Source organism: Pseudomonas sp. LBUM1647, from assembly GCF_059716175.1.
Map to the genome: position 1 here is coordinate 2,819,148 of NZ_CP166809.1, position 17,116 is coordinate 2,836,263.

A 17,116-nucleotide genomic window follows, 5' to 3' on the forward strand; every position below is an offset into this window, starting at 1 on the left:
GGGGTTTGCGTACATCCGGGACGTACGCGATCGATGTAGGAGCTGGCGCAGCCTGCGATCTTTTGATCTAGAGGTACTTATCCGTCACAGCCCCTTCCGAGGCGCTGGACACCGTCTTCGCGTACTTGGCCAACACACCGCGTTTGTACTTGGATTCCGGGCGCACCCATCGGGTCTTGCGCTCGGCCAGTTCGGCGTCGGAAACATCGACCGTAATCTGCCGTGTTTCGGCGTCGATGGTGATCTTGTCGCCGTCTTCAATCAGCGCGATCGGCCCGCCATCAAAGGCTTCGGGCGTGATATGGCCCACCACAAACCCATGTGAACCACCGGAGAAGCGGCCGTCGGTGATCAGCGCAACGTCCTTGCCCAGCCCCTTGCCCATCACCGCCGAAGTCGGCGAGAGCATTTCGCGCATGCCCGGGCCGCCTTTTGGGCCTTCGTAGCGGATCACGATCACGTCGCCGGCCTTGACTTCACCGTTGAGGATACCGGTCAACGCACCTTCCTCACCGTGGTAGACCCGCGCCGTGCCTTCAAAGCGCAAGCCTTCCTTACCGGTGATTTTGGCCACGGCGCCGGTGGGCGAAAGGTTGCCGCGCAGCACCACTAAATGGGAGTCCTTTTTGATCGGTTGGTCGAAGGGCAGGATCACGTCCTGACCTTCGGGGTAATCGGGTACGTTTTCCAGGTTTTCGGCCAGGGTTTTGCCGGTGACCGTTAGCGCATCGCCGTGCAGCATGCCGGCGGCGAGCATGCGCTTCATCAGCGGCTGAATGCCGCCGATGGCCACCAGTTCACTCATCATGTATTGACCGCTGGGGCGCAGGTCGGCCACCACCGGGGACACCTTGCCTAGCTCGACGAAATCATCCAGCGTCAGCTCGACATCCACCGCATGCGCCATGGCCAGAAGATGCAGCACGGCATTGGTCGAGCCGGCGAGGGCGATCACCACCCGAATCGCGTTTTCAAAGGCCTTGCGGGTCATGATGTCGCGCGGTTTGATGTCTTGCTTGAGCAGCTCCATGACCTGCTGACCGGCGCGGAAACTGTCCGACGCCTTGTCGCTGCCGACGGCGTCCTGAGAGCTGGAACCGGGCAGGCTCATGCCCAGCGCCTCAATCGCGGAAGCCATGGTGTTGGCGGTGTACATGCCGCCGCAGGAGCCGGGGCCTGGAATCGCCACTTCTTCGATTTGCTTGACCTGAATCTCGCTGATATCCCCCCGCGCGTGCTGACCCACGGCCTCGAACACGGAGATGATATCGGTGTGGCCGGCGCCCGGCCGGATGGTACCGCCATAGACGAAGATGGAAGGGCGATTCAGTCGCGCCATGCCGATCAGGCAGCCCGGCATGTTCTTGTCACAACCGCCCACGGTCACCAGGCCGTCAAAGCCTTCGCAGCCGGCCACCACTTCAATGGAATCGGCGATCACTTCCCGCGACACCAGCGAATATTTCATGCCTTCGGTGCCGTTGGCGATGCCGTCGGAAATGGTGATCGTGTTGAAAATGACGCCCTTGGCACCGGCGGCATTCGCGCCTTTTTCGGCTTCTATCGCCAGCTTGTCGATGTGCATGTTGCAGGGCGTGACCATCGCCCACGTGGAGGCGATGCCGATCTGCGGTTTCTTGAAGTCCTCGTCCGTGAAACCCACTGCGCGCAGCATGGATCGTCCCGGCGCGCGTTCCACGCCGTCGACCACTTGGGAGGAATATTTGCGCAAATCGTTTTTGTCGCTCATGACTGCTCCTCACAGGCTCGTCGAGAAAATCACGATGAGTATAGTGGGCTCAGCGCTTGTGCCCGGACTATCAAGTCGGGAACAGACGCGCGGGTTTGCCGTGTCGTGATATTCTTCGCCTAACTTGCTTTGACCTATTCAGTTTGCGCGTCCTTGAGACGCGCCAACAGAATCACTGTCGCTCAAGTAGCTGAAGCCAATAAAGATAAAAAGTCAGTTCAGTAGGGACATATAAACTGAGGTCGATGGAGACACGTCGGCCTTGTGCCCACCCTCCAATCCTTATGAGTGCGGAACCCACAGCATGCTGCCTGCATGCCGTGAACCAGGGGCCTCAAGCGTGGGGATGGAAGGGCGGATGGCGTTTTATCATAGGTGCTACACATGTTTAAAAAAATGAACACGGCCCTGCTGGGGCTGGCTTTGTCGATGGGGATCGCGTCCGCGCAAGCGGAAGAGGCAAAGAAAGTCGATGTGCTGCTGATTGGCGGCGGCATCATGAGCGCGACCCTGGGTGTCTGGCTCAATGAGCTGGAACCGGGTATGTCGATGGAAATGGTCGAGCGCCTCGACGGCGTCGCCCTGGAAAGCTCCAACGGCTGGAACAACGCCGGTACCGGTCACTCCGCCCTGGCCGAGTTGAACTACACCCCGGAAGACGATAAAGGCAACGTTCAGATCCCGAAAGCCGTTGAAATCAACGAAGCCTTCCAGATCTCCCGTCAGTTCTGGGCCTGGCAGGTTCAGCAAGGCGTGCTGAAAAACCCGCGTTCGTTCATCAACTCCACGCCACACATGAGCTTTGTGTGGGGCGATGACAACATCAAGTTCTTGAAAAAGCGCTACGAAGCCCTGCAAGCGAGCCCGCTGTTCGCCGGCATGCAGTACTCCGAAGACCCGGCTGTGATCAAGAAGTGGGTTCCGCTGATGATGGAAGGGCGTGACCCGAACCAGAAAGTCGCGGCTACCTGGACCCCGATCGGTACCGACGTCAACTTCGGCGAGATCACCCGCCAATTCGTTGCGCACCTGCAAACCACGCCAAAGTTCGACTTGAAACTGTCTAGCGAAGTGCAAGACATCACCAAGAACGAAGACGGCAGCTGGCGCGTCAGCTACAAAAACCTGAAAGACGGCACCAAAACCGAAACCGACGCCAAGTTCGTGTTCATCGGCGCGGGCGGCGGTGCACTGCACCTGTTGCAGAAGTCCGGCATTCCTGAAGCCAAGGAATACGCAGGCTTCCCGGTAGGCGGCTCGTTCCTGGTCACCGAAAACCCGACCATCGCCGAGCAACACCTGGCCAAGGCCTACGGCAAAGCCTCCGTTGGCGCACCGCCGATGTCGGTTCCGCACCTGGACACCCGTGTCCTGGACGGCAAGCGCGTCATCCTGTTTGGCCCATTCGCGACCTTCAGCACCAAGTTCCTGAAAGAAGGCTCGTACCTGGACCTGCTGACCACCACCACCACGCACAACGTGTGGCCAATGACGAAAGTCGGCATCAAGGAATACCCGCTGGTCGAGTACCTTGCTGGCCAACTGATGCTTTCTGACGAAGACCGCCTCAATGCCCTGAAAGAATACTTTCCGAACGCCAAAGCCGAAGACTGGCGCCTGTGGCAAGCCGGCCAGCGCGTGCAGATCATCAAGCGTGATGAAGCCGCTGGTGGCGTGCTGAAGTTAGGTACCGAGATTGTTGCCTCGCAAGACGGCACCATCGCTGGTTTGCTGGGTGCATCGCCGGGTGCTTCGACTGCTGCGCCGATCATGCTGACCGTGCTGCAGAAAGTGTTCAAGGACAAGGTGGCTTCCCCAGCCTGGCAGGAAAAGCTGCACCAGATCGTGCCTAGTTATGGCACTCAGTTGAATGGTAGCCCTGAGAAAGTGGCTGAGGAGTGGGCTTACACCGCCAAGGTGTTGCAACTGACTCCGCCGCCGGCGATTGGTCAGATGGTGGCTCCGGCTGCTCCGGCTGCTCCTGCCAAGGCGCCAAAAGCTAATGCTGCTACTGATATGGCTCTGTAACTAGAAGCCAAATCAAAAGCCCACTGAACCGGTGACGGTCAGTGGGTTTTTTTTGTGGGCCGAATTCAGTTCTTGCAGGTTACGCAACACTAAGGCCGATGCAGGCGGACCGCTAACTCACTACTACTGCGTTGGTTTTTTCTCAACGTCCTTCGAACCGCTAGAGGTGGCCGCATCTTTGTCCGTCTCTTCCGACTCCGCACCGGAGTTTGAACCCGCAGCTTCCTCACCTTTTTTGTCGGCCTTGTCCTCCTTGGATTCAGAGCCCTGAGCCTGGTTGATTCCGGGAAGCGCGGCAGGTGGCACCGCAGATTCTCCAGTCGTCTTTTCGGCAGCAAGTGCGAAAAGCGAGCAGGCGAACAGGCCCGCGATCGTGAGAGCAGCAATTGTCCTGTTCATCATTTAGGCCTGCCATGTGAGGGGTGTACAGCGTTGGAAAAGCCGGGAAGGGGAAGGTGCTGAGAGGCTGACAAACGGTGGTGGCTCCTGAGTTCGTAGCTCCAGAGATGGCTGAAGCCGTGCCTTCATCCGTCGCGACAGAATGGCTTAAGATTATCGAAGGCTGGAATGGAACATCTCAACTAAAGGACGCGACATTTATGGAAATCCCCTTTTCTCAAATCAGCGAGCGTTTGAACAATCGCCGATTTTCGGTAGCAGACAACGCCCACGGGCTATCCGATGCACGCACAGTATTTCACTACCATGTCGAGGAAGATGCTATTTGGGGTACTTACCAGGGCGGCCATATCCGTATGGGTAATCAAGTCGGACGCGTGACAGGCCCCGATACCATTGAGCTTCTTTATCAGTGCTTGACTACGGATGGTGAGATTCTTGCCGGCTGGTCTCGTGGCACGGTAGGCGTTGATCACGCAGGACGTACCACGCTGACCTTCGTATGGGGTTGGTTGTCGGGCGCGACGGGGGGTGGGGAGTCGAGCTACGTCGAGCTTGCCGCGTAGCGGTTAAGGAGAATAATGGGTCGGATGTATTTGTAAGAAAAGCCCACTGAACCGGTGACGGTCAGTGGGCTTTTTTGTGTCTGGAATTCGATCTTGCAGATTACGAATTGCTAAGACTGACGAGTTATTTTGTGGCGAGGGGGCTTGCCCCCGTTGGGCTGCGAAGCAGCCCCAGAAAGGTGAACGATCATTCAATGTCGTACATCAATTCCAAGCTTTTTATCCATTCATTCGGCGCATTGTATCTTGCGTAATAAATCTCCCTTTCTGCTCCGCTTAAATCAGTAAAAAACGGCGAGAAGTAGCTGTCGTTATAGTAGCCCTGAGCGCCTTGCATATTTCCTCCCCACCACAAAGGGTTGTACCCCTCAAACGCTATCCAGGGTGGCGGAACGGCCAATTTCTCAAGCTGAATAATGTTTAGAAATTCGGCGCTGTTCGTAACCATCCGCATCGTTGTGGCGTTAAATTCTCCGTCGGATCTGAAATAGATCAGGTGGTTGTATTCTCGGATGTCTGAATAACGTTTTACGGGAAGGTCGTTGAATAGTTTTTCAGTCTTGAACCTGAAATTCGATTCGACAAGTGCCGAAAACTTATGAACGTCTTCATTGCCGATTAAGAAAGCAGAGTAATAGGCCGAGATACCGATATCGTCCAAAGATACCACTTGCGGATAGTCGGTCAGAGACCGAGGGAGACGTGATAGAGGCTCAGCAAAAACCGACTTCAACTCTGGTATGGAGTAGCCGGCAACTTGCTCTTCCTGGCCACGTCTTACGAAAGATTTTATCCGACTGAAAATACTCATTCCCTATCCTCGATCCATTTTTGAGCGCTGACAGACAGGCGTGCTGCTCTGCTATCCAAGCATTCGGGTAGGGTTCCGAGTCCTCTGGACCGCCTCTGTTTATCACGATATAGCAGCTATAAAGCTTGCAATAAGCTATCCGTAATTATTCCCGAAAAAGCTGCCTCTACCGGTCCAATGAGAAAGACAGGTCCCACGCCATCCCATTGAACCGTTACGGTTCCGCCATCACATTCAACCTCAACGGAATTGTCTAACAAGCCACGACGAATTCCGTTAACAGCGGCGCCACAAGAGCAGGAACCTGAACCGAGCGGAATACCACCCCAGCGCTCCCAAATGCGCAACCGAATGTGCTTTCGGTTAATGATCTGGACGAAATGCACGTTCGTCCTGAGGGGGAATAGGGGGTTGGTTTCAATTGTCGGGCCGATGGTCGCTACATCAATGGCTGTTAGATCATCCACAAAATAGGTGCAGTGCGGATTTCCCATGCTGCAAGCTGTTGGGCCACCAGCAAGTGGCAAAACAGTTGTATCCAGTTCCAGAGACAAGGGAATATCCGACCAGTCGAAAAGCGGCTTTCCCATGTTGACGGAAATTTCGCCGGTCGAAGTTCGTTCGCAAGTGAGTAGACCACGGTTGGTTCGGAGCGCTATAGAAGTGGTATTTGATTCGCGCATCAGCATATCCGCGGCGCCCCGCGTTGCACTGCCGCAAACATCCAGCGTAGAGCCATCTGCATTCCAAAACATCAAACGCGCATCTGCATCATCGCAATCGAGCACCACCGCGAGTTGATTGAATCCGACTCCTCGGTTCCGATCACCCATTCGCCGAGCCAGGGTACTTGTCATTGGATTGGCCGCGTTTCGCGAGTCCACAATGATGAAGTCATCGCCATTGGCGTGCATTTTATGAAAACTCAGCGGCATAAATAGACCCTGGCGGAATTGACGTTTAAAGGCGATCTAACCTCAATTCGGTGTTCTGATCCGTATTTTCCTGCGCCATCTGCATCTGTAATGCACACAGCCGCCGGCTCACAATACCGGCACGCTCCGCAGTCGCGGCAACCGCTGCACCGCAAACTCATAATGTAGGAGGCCCAATGGGCAAGATGGCGATTTTCCTGGGTGGATTTCTGGTGTTGACCATTTTGATTGGTGCCCTGGCCACGATATCTCCCAATTAGTCCTTCCAGCGATCAGACATCCTCCCGCCAGCGCCGCGCCTGAACGACCAACGCCGGGGCAAAGTGCAGCACGACCATTCGCACCAGGTGATGGGTCAGGATGAACACCACGTTCAGCCCGCCACTGAAGGCGACGAGGGCGATGGTTTCGATGGCGCCCGGCATGTACGCCAGCCACAACGACAAGGGATCGCTGCCCAGAACCCGTCCGGCCACGCCGGCAAACGCCGCTGCGATCAGCAACATCAAGGCGACGGCCATCAGCCCGGCCCGGCCGTGACGGACAAGTTCTGCGAGGCTGATGTCTTTGAATTTCGAGCCAATCAGCACACCGAGGAGGACCACGGCGGTGTCGACACTCCATGACGGCAGGTGGGAGGCCTGGAGATAGCCCAGCTTGATGTAGACGCCGGTGACGACGATCGCGGTGAGCATGAACGGTGCCGGAACGCCAACGCGCAACAGCAGGCGGCCGAGCAATATGCACAAGGCGATCAGCGACAGCAGGGTTAGCACCGTGCTCATGAGCAGCGGGCTGCTCTCGGCAAGTGCCACCTCGGTCTGCCCGGGAATGCAGAAACTGACCAGCACGGTGATCGACAGCAGTCGCACCAGGTGCACGACGATCACCTTGCTGGACGCGCGCTCGGACTCGAGTAAATCGAATACGGCGGCGAGTGCGCCCGGATACACGGCTAACAGGGAGTCCTTCGGGTTCCATCCCGAGACCTTAAGCAGCCACAAACCGGCCACGGTGCTCTGGACCATCAAGCCCAGCAGCATGAAGCCCAGGCTCGGCAACATGGCGGCCGCCGTTTGGCTGTTCCACGACGTGAACATCAGGCCGGTCGCGATCCCCAACACGATTTGCACGTAGCCAAGGCCGAAGGGCAGCGTGGGGGAAAAACGCAAATTGCTGGCGATCAACGCGGTGGCGAGTATCGAGCCGAGCAACAGGCCATGGGGGAGGCCGGCATACTGCAGCGCGGTGCCGACGCCGGTGGCGATCAGCAAACACAGTAGGGTTTTCATGGTGTTGATGAGTCTTCCTTGATTCTTGTTGAACCCAACGCTTGCATCCGGGCCACGCACGTTTTCCCATCTAACGGCGTGAAGCGTCAAGTGACAAAAAGCACAACGCCTCCACAGTGGGAGGCGTTGCAGTTTCAGCGATACAGCTCGTGTTACTTGAGATCGAAGCGATCCAGGTCCATCACTTTGGCCCAGGCTGCTACGAAGTCTTTAACGAACTTCTCCTGCGCATCAGCGGTTGCATAGACTTCCGCCAACGCTCGCAGCTGCGCATTCGAGCCAAAGACGAGGTCGACACGGCTGCCGGTCCACTTCACTTCGCCGGTTTTGCGATCGCGCCCTTCAAACTCCTCATTAGCCTCCGACACCGGTTTCCATTCCACGCCCATATCCAGCAGGTTTTTGAAGAAGTCGTTGGTCAACGCCTCCGGCTGCTTGGTGAATACACCGTGCTTGGTTTGTCCGACGTTGGTGTTCAGCACGCGCATGCCGCCAACGAGCGCGGTCATTTCTGGCGCGGTAAGTGTCAGCAGTTGCGCCTTGTCGATCAACAGCTGCTCGGCCGCTACGCTGTATCTGCCTTTGAGGTAGTTGCGGAAGCCATCGGCGAAGGGTTCGAGGAAGCCGAAAGACTCCACGTCCGTTTGCTCTTGGGAGGCGTCCATCCGTCCTGGTGTAAACGGCACTGTCACGGTTTGACCGGCATTTTTTGCCGCCTGTTCGACGCCCGCGTTACCAGCCAGCACGATCAGGTCTGCCAGCGAGATCTTCTTGCCGCCGCTGTTGAACTCGCTTTGGATACCCTCGAGTTTCGCCAGCACGTTCGCCAATTGCTCAGGCTGGTTGGCCTGCCAGAACTTCTGCGGGGCCAGACGCAAGCGCCCACCGTTGGCGCCACCGCGTTTGTCGGAGCCACGGAAGGTCGAAGCCGCCGCCCAAGCCGTTGATACAAGCTGCGAAACGGTCAGGCCCGAGGCGAGGAGTTTGCTCTTGAGCGCGGCGACGTCACTGTCGTTGACCAAGGCATGGTCGACCGCTGGAATCGGGTCTTGCCACAGCAGCTCTTCGCTCGGCATTTCCGGGCCGAGGTAGCGGGTGAGGGGACCCATGTCGCGGTGGATCAGCTTGAACCAGGCGCGGGCGAATGCGTCGGCCAACTGGTCTGGATTGGCCAGGAAGCGCCGCGAAATCGGCTCATAGATCGGATCGAATCGCAGCGACAGGTCAGTGGTCAGCATGGTCGGATTACGACGCTTGGACGGATCGTGAGCATCCGGAATGATGCCGGCGCCGGCGCCGTTTTTCGGTATCCACTGGTTCGCACCGGCCGGGCTTTTGCTCAGCTCCCACTCGAAGCCGAACAGGTTTTCCAGATAGTTGTTGCTCCACCGGGTGGGCGTGGTGGTCCAGGTTACTTCCAGGCCGCTGGTGATAGTGTCCGGACCTTTGCCGGTGCCGAAGCTGTTCTTCCAGCCAAAGCCCTGTGCTTCGAGGCCAGCGGCTTCGGGCTCGGCGCCGACATTGTCGGCCGGTCCGGCGCCGTGGGTCTTGCCGAAGGCGTGGCCGCCGGCGATCAGTGCCACGGTTTCTTCGTCATTCATCGCCATGCGCGCGAAGGTTTCGCGGATGTCCTTCCCGGCCGCGACCGGGTCCGGGTTGCCTTCCGGGCCTTCCGGGTTCACGTAGATCAAGCCCATTTGCACGGCGGCGAGCGGGTTCTCCAGGAAGCGCCCTTGGTCGGTACGGCTCTCCTCGTTTTCCCCCGGCTCAGCAACGAGTGGTCCTTCGCCGGGCTCTTGCATGGGTTCCTTGTCTTTGCCGTAGCGGGTGTCGCCGCCCAGCCATTTGTTTTCGGAGCCCCAGTAGACGTCCTCATCCGGTTCCCAAATGTCCGGACGACCGCCGGAAAAGCCGAAGGTCTTGAAGCCCATGGACTCCAGCGCGACGTTGCCGGTGAGGACGATCAGATCTGCCCAGGAAATTTTACGACCATATTTTTGCTTGATCGGCCAGAGCAGCCGGCGTGCCTTGTCGAGGCTGACGTTGTCCGGCCAACTGTTGAGCGGCGCAAAGCGTTGCTGACCGGAGCCGGCGCCACCACGACCGTCACCGGTGCGGTACGTACCGGCAGAGTGCCAAGCCATGCGAATGAAAAGTGGCCCGTAGTGACCGAAGTCCGCCGGCCACCAGTCCTGGGAATCGGTCATCAACGCAGTCAGGTCTCTTTTGACCGCTTCAAAGTCCAGGCTTTTGAATGCTTCGGCGTAGTTGAAGTCCTCGTCCATGGGGTCGGACAGGGACGAGTGCTGATGGAGGATCTTCAGATTCAGTTGGTTCGGCCACCAGTCGCGGTTTGTCGTGCCACCGCCAGCGGCGCTAAGGAACGGGCATTTCGATTCGTTTGCCATGTGTGAGCTACCTTTGGTCGTATTCATCCGGCTATCCGGCCCAACGTGGGCGTTAAATAGCAACGGGCGAAACCAATGACACAGGCTGCAGGGCCAGCAGTTTGATCAACTGATTGTTTTGATCACACGGGAATTCTGAACAGCGGCAATCGAGTTGCCTGCACGGTGGCCTACGGCAGGTTTAGTCAGGCTTCTGACCCATTCCTATCTCCTTATCAGCTCTTGACCGGCCGGCTTATGGTGCCGGCGCTCGAGTAAGGTTAGACCCCCGTTGGGAAGTCAGCTAATAGGGGGAGTATTGGGTCGTGATAGGCAGAGTCTTTTACTGGTGTCACGGGGAGGCCCCGCGTCTATTTGAAGCATAGACGCGGGAAAGCCGTTACTTACGCACGTTCTGGTACAGCATCAACCTTGAGGTTTCGTGCATGGCGCGGGTCAGCTGCGACAGGCGTTTGAACTCTTCTGGGTTCTGCTCGGCGATGTTGTCCAGCGGTGTTGGTGAGGCCAGGTCATGGAGACTTGGCGAGCTGCCGTCATGCTCCATCTGCACCATGTAGTGTTGAGTCACGCCAGCAATCAGCGGGAATGTTCCCTCACGCAGTACCAGCGGTACCACGCGTTCACCCTCAGGCGCAGGCTGCTGAATGTCACGGCCCATGCCGCTGTTGCGAAACTCAAGGCCGGCCATGCCCGCCACGGTGGGCAGCAAGTCCACCAGGCCGACCGCTTCCTTGACCTTACGCGTCCCCAGCAAACCCGGTGCGTGGATGATCATCGGCACCGCGTTGCTTTCCAGACCCAGTTGCTCATAAGCCGGTGCCAGGAACGGGATCTGCGCGATTCGGGTGTTGTGGTCACCAAACAGCACGAAAATGGTGTTGTCGTACCAGCCGCCTGCTTTGGCGATTTCCATCAAGCGTCCGATGTTGAAGTCCAGCAAACGCACGGCGTTGTACTGCTCGACACTGCGCGACCCTGCGGCCTGTACTTCGGCCAGGGTAGGGTGCTTGACCTCGAATCCATCATTGGTCTTGGGAATCGTGAAGGGGCGGTGATTCCCGGCCGTCTGTACATAGGCGAAGAATGGTTTGTCCTTGGGCAGTGCTTGCAGGATCTGGTCGGTTTCCTTGAACAGATCCAGATCGGAGATCCCCCAGACATCCACCACCGGGGACTTCCAGTCCCGCTCTTCGAACAAGCGAACGCCGTCGATGCTTTGTCGAATCAAGGCATTCATGTTGGCCCAGCCGGAGTTGCCGCCGATGGTATAGATCTTGTCGTAACCGGTGAAGGCGTTGATCAGTGTGTTTTGTTTGGTGATCAACGGATTACGCGTCGCGGTTTCCTGACGGGTGACGTCGGGCACTCCGCTAATGCTGGCCCAGACGGTTTTTGCGGTCCCCGTCACCGGCACATAGAAGTGCTCGAAGAACCAGCTCTGCGTGGCCAGGCGATCGATGTTCGGCGTCGGATTGATCGGGTTGCCGTAGGCCCCGACGGCGCTGGTGCCCAGCGATTCCAGCATGACGAACATCACATTCGGCGGCCGGGAGCCCGGTACTTTGTAGGGTTGTGGTGCCTGGTGACGGACGAAATCAAGGGTTTGCGGATCGGGCTTGTCCACGCCCAGGTAGTTGGCCATCACCGCGTAGTGTTCGCGCACCTGCGCTTCGTCATAGCGCGACTGGCCGACTTTGACCGTGTCGTAGAGGAACAACACCGGGTTCAAGCCCAACGCTGCGATCTGGTTATTGCCCGAGAAGAACGCATCGCTCCAGCGCAACGGGACCGGGTTTTCAAGGTTCATGTTTTCGACACGACCTAAAATGCCCAGCAGCACCGCCACGACCATCAACGCGCCACCCAATGTCGCGGCGAGCCGGCGAATGGCTTTGCTAGGGCGGTCCAGCGTCACGCGTTCCAGACGCACCAAGGCCAGTGTCACCAGCGCGACCGTTGCCAGCCAACCCAGTGAAATCCAGATCACCGGGTAGGTCTGCCAGACCATGTCACGGGATATTTGCGCATCCTCGATGAAGCGCAGCACGGTGGCGTTGATCCTCACGCCCAGGTAGGCGTAATGACCAAAATCGATGATGTAAATCAGCAGCAGGACGCTCAGGGCCGCGACCAGATACACACGGGCGATCCGGCGAAGCAGACGGCTGCCGATCAGGTTCCAGCGAGGAATCCAGGCCAGTAACGCCAACGGCAACATCGCCAGGATGGCCAGGCGCAGATCGAAACGAAAGCCGATCCCCAAAGTTTCCATGACGGCATTTTGGTCAATCAGCGCTCGGGCGTCGAAACCCGAATAGCCGAAAAAGAACATGACCCGAAGCACAGCAAACAGCGCGAACGTAATCGCTGTCGCGCCCAGCCAGTAATGTAAACGTCTCGAGTGCAGCCAACCCATCCCTGTTCCCCTGTTAATAAAGTCGTTAAATCTCAAACGGAACTGGACACATCGCCCACTGCACCGCGGCGCTTGGTTGCCCGGCGATACGTCCAGCGCACGGCAAGCATCAGCAGTGCCACGCAGCAATACAGACCCAGCAGCGGATCAACCAGGTAATCCCAATAGTTTTGCGAAGGTTTGATCCCGGCAATGAAGGCCAGGGTCGCGCTGGCCAGCATCACGACGGCCAGGCCGTTGCGCAGGTAAAACAGGCCCAGTGTCAGCACGGCGAGGACAATCAGCATAGGGCGCGGGCTGTAGCCAAACCGATAGGGGTCCAGATCACTCATGCCCAAGGTTGCCGGGTACAGCACCAGGGCCATCGCGGTGAAGAGGATCAATACGCCGGTTTTATCCCGCGCAGGTGGCACGAGGTCCAGCCGACGCAAGCAGCCCCACGCCATGAACACCATGGAGGTGATCGCCAGGTCATCAATGTAGCTGCGCAAATAGGCGGCCAACGATAACCCGTCCAGCGGTATGAAGCTGACTGCCAGCAATGCGGCCAACAGTGCGATCCGCCAGGTCCTGGGCAAGCCGAAAGAAGGCAGCACCAGGAAGATGATCATTGCGAAGCTGACATGGGCTTGCCACAGGCTGATCATTTGCGACGCTCGTTGAGCCAGGCATCGTTGAAGGTGACGTGCTTGATGAAGGTGTTGTTCCAGGAATAAACCAAGTGATACATACCGTCGGGACTGCGGATGAAGTACGGGTATTCATATTCAAATTCACACCCTTGGCTTTTACAGACACGGTTGTCGAGGTTATCCAGGAACTGTGCCTCCAGCGGTTGACGAAGCGCGCCGCTGGAACCGCGGAACTCTTTACCGATGATTTCCTTGTAGGCCTCGGGTGAAAACGGAGCGCCCGCTGGATCAGGTGACTTGTCCAGGTCCCGCAACGAGCGCCAATCGTCCATTTTTGCGTCGGTCCCATACAGACTCAGCTTGAAGCGCCCCTCCTGCAGGTCGTTGAGCGCCACCAGCAACCCATGTTCGGGCGTCGCGACGGCGGCCAACGATGAGTTCGGATTCGAGGGGTCGAGCGGATAAGGTTCGCTCCAGGTTTGACCGGCGTCTTCGGTGCGGGTCGCCAGGACACGGTGGTGGGTGTCGCCAGCATAGCGTAGCAAGGCGATGCCGCGCTGGCCGTCCAGCGGGACCACCGTGGGTTGCAATGAATTATTGCCGTGGCTGATGCGGAATTTGTCGATCACATCGCCGTCTGCGCTCAAGTAGAGGTACTCGGCAAACTTGCCCAGAAACTCGTGGTAGACCGGTAAGCCGATGGAGCCGTCGGCATGAAACACCGGTGCCGACCGAACCAGGGTGCTGATGTTCAGAAAGGGTGAAGTGATCAGCTGGCGCGGAGCGGACCAGCTTTCACCGAAGTCATCTGACACCATCACATTGACCGCGCTGCCGGCCCAGCCGCCCATGGACACCGACACGTAGAACAACCACACGCGATTATCCGGCGCGAGGGCAACCACCGGATTGCCCAGCTTGCGAATGTATTTCCGAGTGCCCTGTTGGGTCGAATCCCGCGTCGCCAATACCTTTTCAGCCCCCCATTCGCTGGTTTTCGGGTCGAAACGGGCGGAACGCACCTGCACATCGGCCGCGCCTTCGCGGGAGCCGGCGAACCAGACCGTCATCAGACTGCCGTCGGGCAAGGCGGTCACCGCCGAGGAATGCACGAAATCCACCAGCCCGGAGGAGGCAAAACGGCTGGTATAGATGGGCTTGGCCACTTGTCCGGCCACTGCCATCACTGGACTGATCAGGGCAAAGGAGGAGTGCGTATTGGCAGGATTGACGAACCATGCGGCCGCAAACAGGCAAGAAAGTGCAAGGTAAGCACCGAGGGCAGGAAGGCTGGGAAGTTTGATGCGCATAATTAAGACTTTGGCATCTCATGGCCCGATAAAGCGCTCAAGCTAACACTCGCTAGTACATGATCGGGTTTAATGAGTTTCTATTTTGTAAGCAATTGTTTGTAGCGTGCTGGGTTGTCGACGATCCACGTCTGATTGAGAGGCTGAGACTACCGGATTAGAGGTTTTTACTTCAGCCCAACGGGACTTGCCGAGCATTTCCGCCGTTGGTCGCAAAAGCCGGACCTAAGCCGTGGTGAACCAGAAAAGGAAACTTCTATCCTTCCCCTGCAAAAAGTAATCTGTCACCTCGACACTTGGATGGATCCAAACCATGCACCTCACCTACCGCCCCGTCAGCGCTGAAGATGTCCTGACGATTTGCGCCTTTCCTCAAAATCCCCAAGAGCTGTTTTTTATGTTCCCGAAGGCGCAGTACCCGCTGACGGAAGATCAACTGCAGGCATCGATTGCTCAACGTTCCGACTCAACGGTGGTTGAGGCGGACGGTTTTGTGATGGGCTTTGCTAACTTTTACAAGTTTGAGCGCGATGGCGTTTGTGCGATCGGCAATGTGATCGTGTCGCCCAAGGCTCGGGGGAAAGGGATCGCAAAGTTTTTGGTGCAGACGATGGTGGGGTTGGCGTTTGAACGTCATCGGGCACGTGAGGTGCAGCTGTCGTGCTTCAACGAGAATACGGCGGGGCTGCTTCTGTATCCGCAGCTCGGGTTTGTGCCGTATGGGGTTGAGGAGCGGTTGGCGCCGGACGGGCGTCGTGTGGCGCTGATAAACATGCGGCTGCTCACCGAAGTCAAAAGCATGGAAATCCCATGCGCATAGATAAAGCTTGCCCCGTCGTGCTGCGAAAAAAAGAGGGGCTGGAGATATTAGCGTTCCGGCATCCGTTGGCAGGTCTGCAACTGGTCAAGGGCAGCGTCGAACCCGGAGAGCCAACTGACGCGGCGGCTATTCGGGAGTTGTTCGAAGAGGCGGGCGTCAGGGGCGAGGTGATACGGGATCTGGGAACTTGGGATTCGGCAATAACGGGGCACACGTGGGCGTTTCACGAGTGCCGCGTGATGCAAAACCTTCCGGATACCTGGAGCCATTTTGCAGAAGACGATGGAGGACACGAGTTCCAGTTCTTTTGGCATCCACTGGCGAACGAGCCCAGTGAAGAATGGCATCAGCTTTTTCAGGACGTTTTGGCCTTTCTACGACCGCGCGCCTAGCGTTATGGCGCATCCCGAGTATCGATACGCCACGATTTCAAGGGGTCAGAAGTAGTACCCGATATTGACGTTGGTCCGGTAATACCACTGATTGCTGCCAACCGAACTGGTATTGGTAAAGCCCGTGCCGTTTTCCGCACCGCCATACGGGTTGGCGTTTTTTGCCCAGGTCAGGTCGACCCACGCCATGATCGGCATGGCCAGGAACTGCGCACCGACGGTGTACATCTGCGAGTCGTCCCAACCGCTCTTGTCTTTCATCATGCGGCTGTAGTCGTTGTACAGTTTGATCTTCTTCAATTGCCCCAGTTTCGGCGTAGGGATGTCATAGCCGACGTTCAGCGAGGCAATGGTGGCCTTGGAGGCTATCAAGTACGCCGGGGTCAGGCCGTTGCCGCCCATCAGTACCGAGTCGTTGCTGACACCGGCAGGGTTTTTGGGGTCGTACTCGTAGCGAATGCCTTGGGTGGAGACGGTCCACGCGCCGGCGTTGATGATGGCGTGGATACCGCCGGCCCAGTAATCGCCGTCGTCTTTGGTGGTGGCGTTGTACAACTGGGCGGTGGCCACGGATGCGCCGATTTCGGTTTTCCAGCCGTCATTGATAAAGGTCCGCGCGACCCGGGCGTTGATCTGGTTGTGTTTCTCGTTGTCCTGGCGCGACTGGGTGAAGGGGATCGCATTGTCCTTGAGGTCGGCGTAACGCCCGACTTCCGGCGAGTAGCGAATGTCGGAAGGCAACATGCGCGGGAAATACCCCAGTTGCAGATCCCAGTCCTGATCCTTGTAGCTGTACTTCAAGCCTGTGCCGGCGCTGACGCCATAACCCATGAAGAAGGGCAGGTGATAGCTCCAGCCAAATTGCGGATAGGGTTCCAGGCCAAACGGTTTGAACGGCGCGCCCAGTTGCAGGTTTGAGTTGCTGTTGAGGCGGTAGCCGACGAAGCCGCGGTCGATGGAGCGCTTGCCGTCATCCTGAAACCAGTAGCCGACATCGCTATAGAGATTTTTGTAGGTCGCCTGTACGTCGATGCGGAAAGTGTCGAAGAGAAAACGCCCGTTGTTTTCGGTGGTGTCCCAATGCTCGTCGCGGTAGTTGGTTCGCAGGGCACCGCCGATGTCCAGGCTGCTTTCGCCATCGTCGCTGCGCCAGGCGATATGCGGAAACGGCTTTTTACCGGTCGTCGATGTCACGGGCGCAGCGGGACCGGGTTCACCGGCGAAGCTCACGCAACTGCTCATCATCAGTCCCATACATATAACGTAATGCTTCATGTTGACTTCCCCTGCAATGTTGAGCGCTACAAAGTGACCGGCAACACTTTTCCGCTTGCCTTTAAAGTGGCAATTGGCAGAT

At 57.6% G+C, this 17,116-nt stretch carries 14 protein-coding genes; 4 read left to right on the forward strand and 10 right to left on the reverse strand.

Annotated features, from left to right (window positions below; all coding sequences use genetic code 11):
* Nucleotides 1-67 precede the first annotated feature (67 nt).
* Nucleotides 68-1,750 carry a dihydroxy-acid dehydratase gene (ilvD, locus tag ACA059_RS12820; RefSeq protein WP_497634092.1) on the reverse strand — a complete coding sequence of 561 codons (1,683 nt, stop codon included), beginning with the start codon at nt 1,748-1,750 and terminating at the stop codon, nt 68-70.
* Between the two features lie 384 nt (nt 1,751-2,134).
* On the opposite strand from ilvD, the gene mqo reads away from it, so the two are divergent.
* A complete protein-coding gene (gene mqo, locus ACA059_RS12825; protein WP_497634094.1) occupies nt 2,135-3,778 on the forward strand; it encodes a malate dehydrogenase (quinone) in 1,644 nt (547 codons plus the stop codon).
* A 123-nt stretch (nt 3,779-3,901) separates the two neighbouring features.
* On the opposite strand, the gene ACA059_RS12830 is transcribed toward mqo, so the two are convergent.
* On the reverse strand, nt 3,902-4,177 hold the full coding sequence (locus ACA059_RS12830; RefSeq protein ID WP_497634095.1) for a hypothetical protein: 276 nt from the start codon (nt 4,175-4,177) through the stop codon (nt 3,902-3,904).
* A gap of 200 nt (nt 4,178-4,377) precedes the next feature.
* On the opposite strand from ACA059_RS12830, the gene ACA059_RS12835 reads away from it, so the two are divergent.
* The gene (locus ACA059_RS12835; RefSeq protein ID WP_283180662.1) at nt 4,378-4,743 is read left to right on the forward strand and encodes an avidin-fold protein; all 366 of its coding nucleotides are present in this window, start codon (nt 4,378-4,380) and stop codon (nt 4,741-4,743) included.
* A 187-nt stretch (nt 4,744-4,930) separates the two neighbouring features.
* Here the strand turns inward: ACA059_RS12835 and ACA059_RS12840 are convergent, their stop codons facing one another.
* The 7 genes from ACA059_RS12840 to ACA059_RS12870 all read right to left on the reverse strand — a co-directional run bounded on the left by ACA059_RS12840 (nt 4,931) and on the right by ACA059_RS12870 (nt 14,547).
* Complete coding sequence (locus ACA059_RS12840; RefSeq protein ID WP_140681273.1) at nt 4,931-5,554, reverse strand: hypothetical protein; 624 nt, start codon at nt 5,552-5,554, stop codon at nt 4,931-4,933.
* 116 nt (nt 5,555-5,670) lie between these two features.
* On the reverse strand, nt 5,671-6,489 hold the full coding sequence (gene dapF, locus ACA059_RS12845; protein ID WP_497634097.1) for a diaminopimelate epimerase: 819 nt from the start codon (nt 6,487-6,489) through the stop codon (nt 5,671-5,673).
* Nucleotides 6,490-6,761: 272 nt separating this feature from the next.
* Nucleotides 6,762-7,781 carry an AbrB family transcriptional regulator gene (locus tag ACA059_RS12850; RefSeq protein WP_497634099.1) on the reverse strand — a complete coding sequence of 340 codons (1,020 nt, stop codon included), beginning with the start codon at nt 7,779-7,781 and terminating at the stop codon, nt 6,762-6,764.
* Between the two features lie 152 nt (nt 7,782-7,933).
* A complete protein-coding gene (katG, locus tag ACA059_RS12855) occupies nt 7,934-10,189 on the reverse strand; it encodes a catalase/peroxidase HPI (protein WP_497634101.1) in 2,256 nt (751 codons plus the stop codon).
* A 379-nt stretch (nt 10,190-10,568) separates the two neighbouring features.
* On the reverse strand, nt 10,569-12,605 hold the full coding sequence (locus ACA059_RS12860) for an LTA synthase family protein (protein WP_497634102.1): 2,037 nt from the start codon (nt 12,603-12,605) through the stop codon (nt 10,569-10,571).
* 32 nt (nt 12,606-12,637) lie between these two features.
* Nucleotides 12,638-13,252 (reverse strand): hypothetical protein, encoded by a 615-nt coding sequence (locus ACA059_RS12865; protein ID WP_497634104.1) that lies wholly within the window; start codon nt 13,250-13,252, stop codon nt 12,638-12,640.
* Nucleotides 13,249-14,547: a sialidase family protein gene (locus tag ACA059_RS12870; RefSeq protein WP_497634105.1), complete on the reverse strand. Its 1,299-nt coding sequence runs from the start codon at nt 14,545-14,547 to the stop codon at nt 13,249-13,251. The genes ACA059_RS12865 and ACA059_RS12870 overlap by 4 nt, the downstream gene beginning before the upstream one ends.
* A 313-nt stretch (nt 14,548-14,860) precedes the next feature.
* On the opposite strand from ACA059_RS12870, the gene ACA059_RS12875 reads away from it, so the two are divergent.
* Both ACA059_RS12875 and ACA059_RS12880 read left to right on the forward strand, forming a co-directional pair.
* The gene (locus ACA059_RS12875; protein ID WP_497634107.1) at nt 14,861-15,367 is read left to right on the forward strand and encodes a GNAT family N-acetyltransferase; all 507 of its coding nucleotides are present in this window, start codon (nt 14,861-14,863) and stop codon (nt 15,365-15,367) included.
* On the forward strand, nt 15,358-15,759 hold the full coding sequence (locus ACA059_RS12880) for an NUDIX hydrolase (RefSeq protein WP_497634108.1): 402 nt from the start codon (nt 15,358-15,360) through the stop codon (nt 15,757-15,759). Before ACA059_RS12875 ends, ACA059_RS12880 begins: the two co-directional genes overlap by 10 nt.
* Before the next feature lie 45 nt (nt 15,760-15,804).
* Here ACA059_RS12880 and ACA059_RS12885 read toward each other — a convergent pair whose 3' ends face one another.
* Nucleotides 15,805-17,034: a putative porin gene (locus tag ACA059_RS12885; protein WP_497634110.1), complete on the reverse strand. Its 1,230-nt coding sequence runs from the start codon at nt 17,032-17,034 to the stop codon at nt 15,805-15,807.
* Nucleotides 17,035-17,116 lie beyond the last annotated feature (82 nt).

Bases quoted from the DNA above. Each gene is read 5' to 3' on its own strand.
- ACA059_RS12870 (WP_497634105.1), bottom strand. From the start codon at position 14,547: ATGCGCATCAAACTTCCCAGCCTTCCTGCCCTCGGTGCTTACCTTGCA.
- ACA059_RS12885 (WP_497634110.1), bottom strand. From the start codon at position 17,034: ATGAAGCATTACGTTATATGTATGGGACTGATGATGAGCAGTTGCGTG.
- ACA059_RS12830 (WP_497634095.1), bottom strand. From the start codon at position 4,177: ATGAACAGGACAATTGCTGCTCTCACGATCGCGGGCCTGTTCGCCTGC.
- mqo (WP_497634094.1), top strand. From the start codon at position 2,135: ATGTTTAAAAAAATGAACACGGCCCTGCTGGGGCTGGCTTTGTCGATG.
- ACA059_RS12865 (WP_497634104.1), bottom strand. From the start codon at position 13,252: ATGATCAGCCTGTGGCAAGCCCATGTCAGCTTCGCAATGATCATCTTC.
- katG (WP_497634101.1), bottom strand. From the start codon at position 10,189: ATGGCAAACGAATCGAAATGCCCGTTCCTTAGCGCCGCTGGCGGTGGC.
- ACA059_RS12835 (WP_283180662.1), top strand. From the start codon at position 4,378: ATGGAAATCCCCTTTTCTCAAATCAGCGAGCGTTTGAACAATCGCCGA.
- ilvD (WP_497634092.1), bottom strand. From the start codon at position 1,750: ATGAGCGACAAAAACGATTTGCGCAAATATTCCTCCCAAGTGGTCGAC.
- ACA059_RS12880 (WP_497634108.1), top strand. From the start codon at position 15,358: ATGCGCATAGATAAAGCTTGCCCCGTCGTGCTGCGAAAAAAAGAGGGG.
- ACA059_RS12860 (WP_497634102.1), bottom strand. From the start codon at position 12,605: ATGGGTTGGCTGCACTCGAGACGTTTACATTACTGGCTGGGCGCGACA.
- dapF (WP_497634097.1), bottom strand. From the start codon at position 6,489: ATGCCGCTGAGTTTTCATAAAATGCACGCCAATGGCGATGACTTCATC.
- ACA059_RS12875 (WP_497634107.1), top strand. From the start codon at position 14,861: ATGCACCTCACCTACCGCCCCGTCAGCGCTGAAGATGTCCTGACGATT.
- ACA059_RS12840 (WP_140681273.1), bottom strand. From the start codon at position 5,554: ATGAGTATTTTCAGTCGGATAAAATCTTTCGTAAGACGTGGCCAGGAA.
- ACA059_RS12850 (WP_497634099.1), bottom strand. From the start codon at position 7,781: ATGAAAACCCTACTGTGTTTGCTGATCGCCACCGGCGTCGGCACCGCG.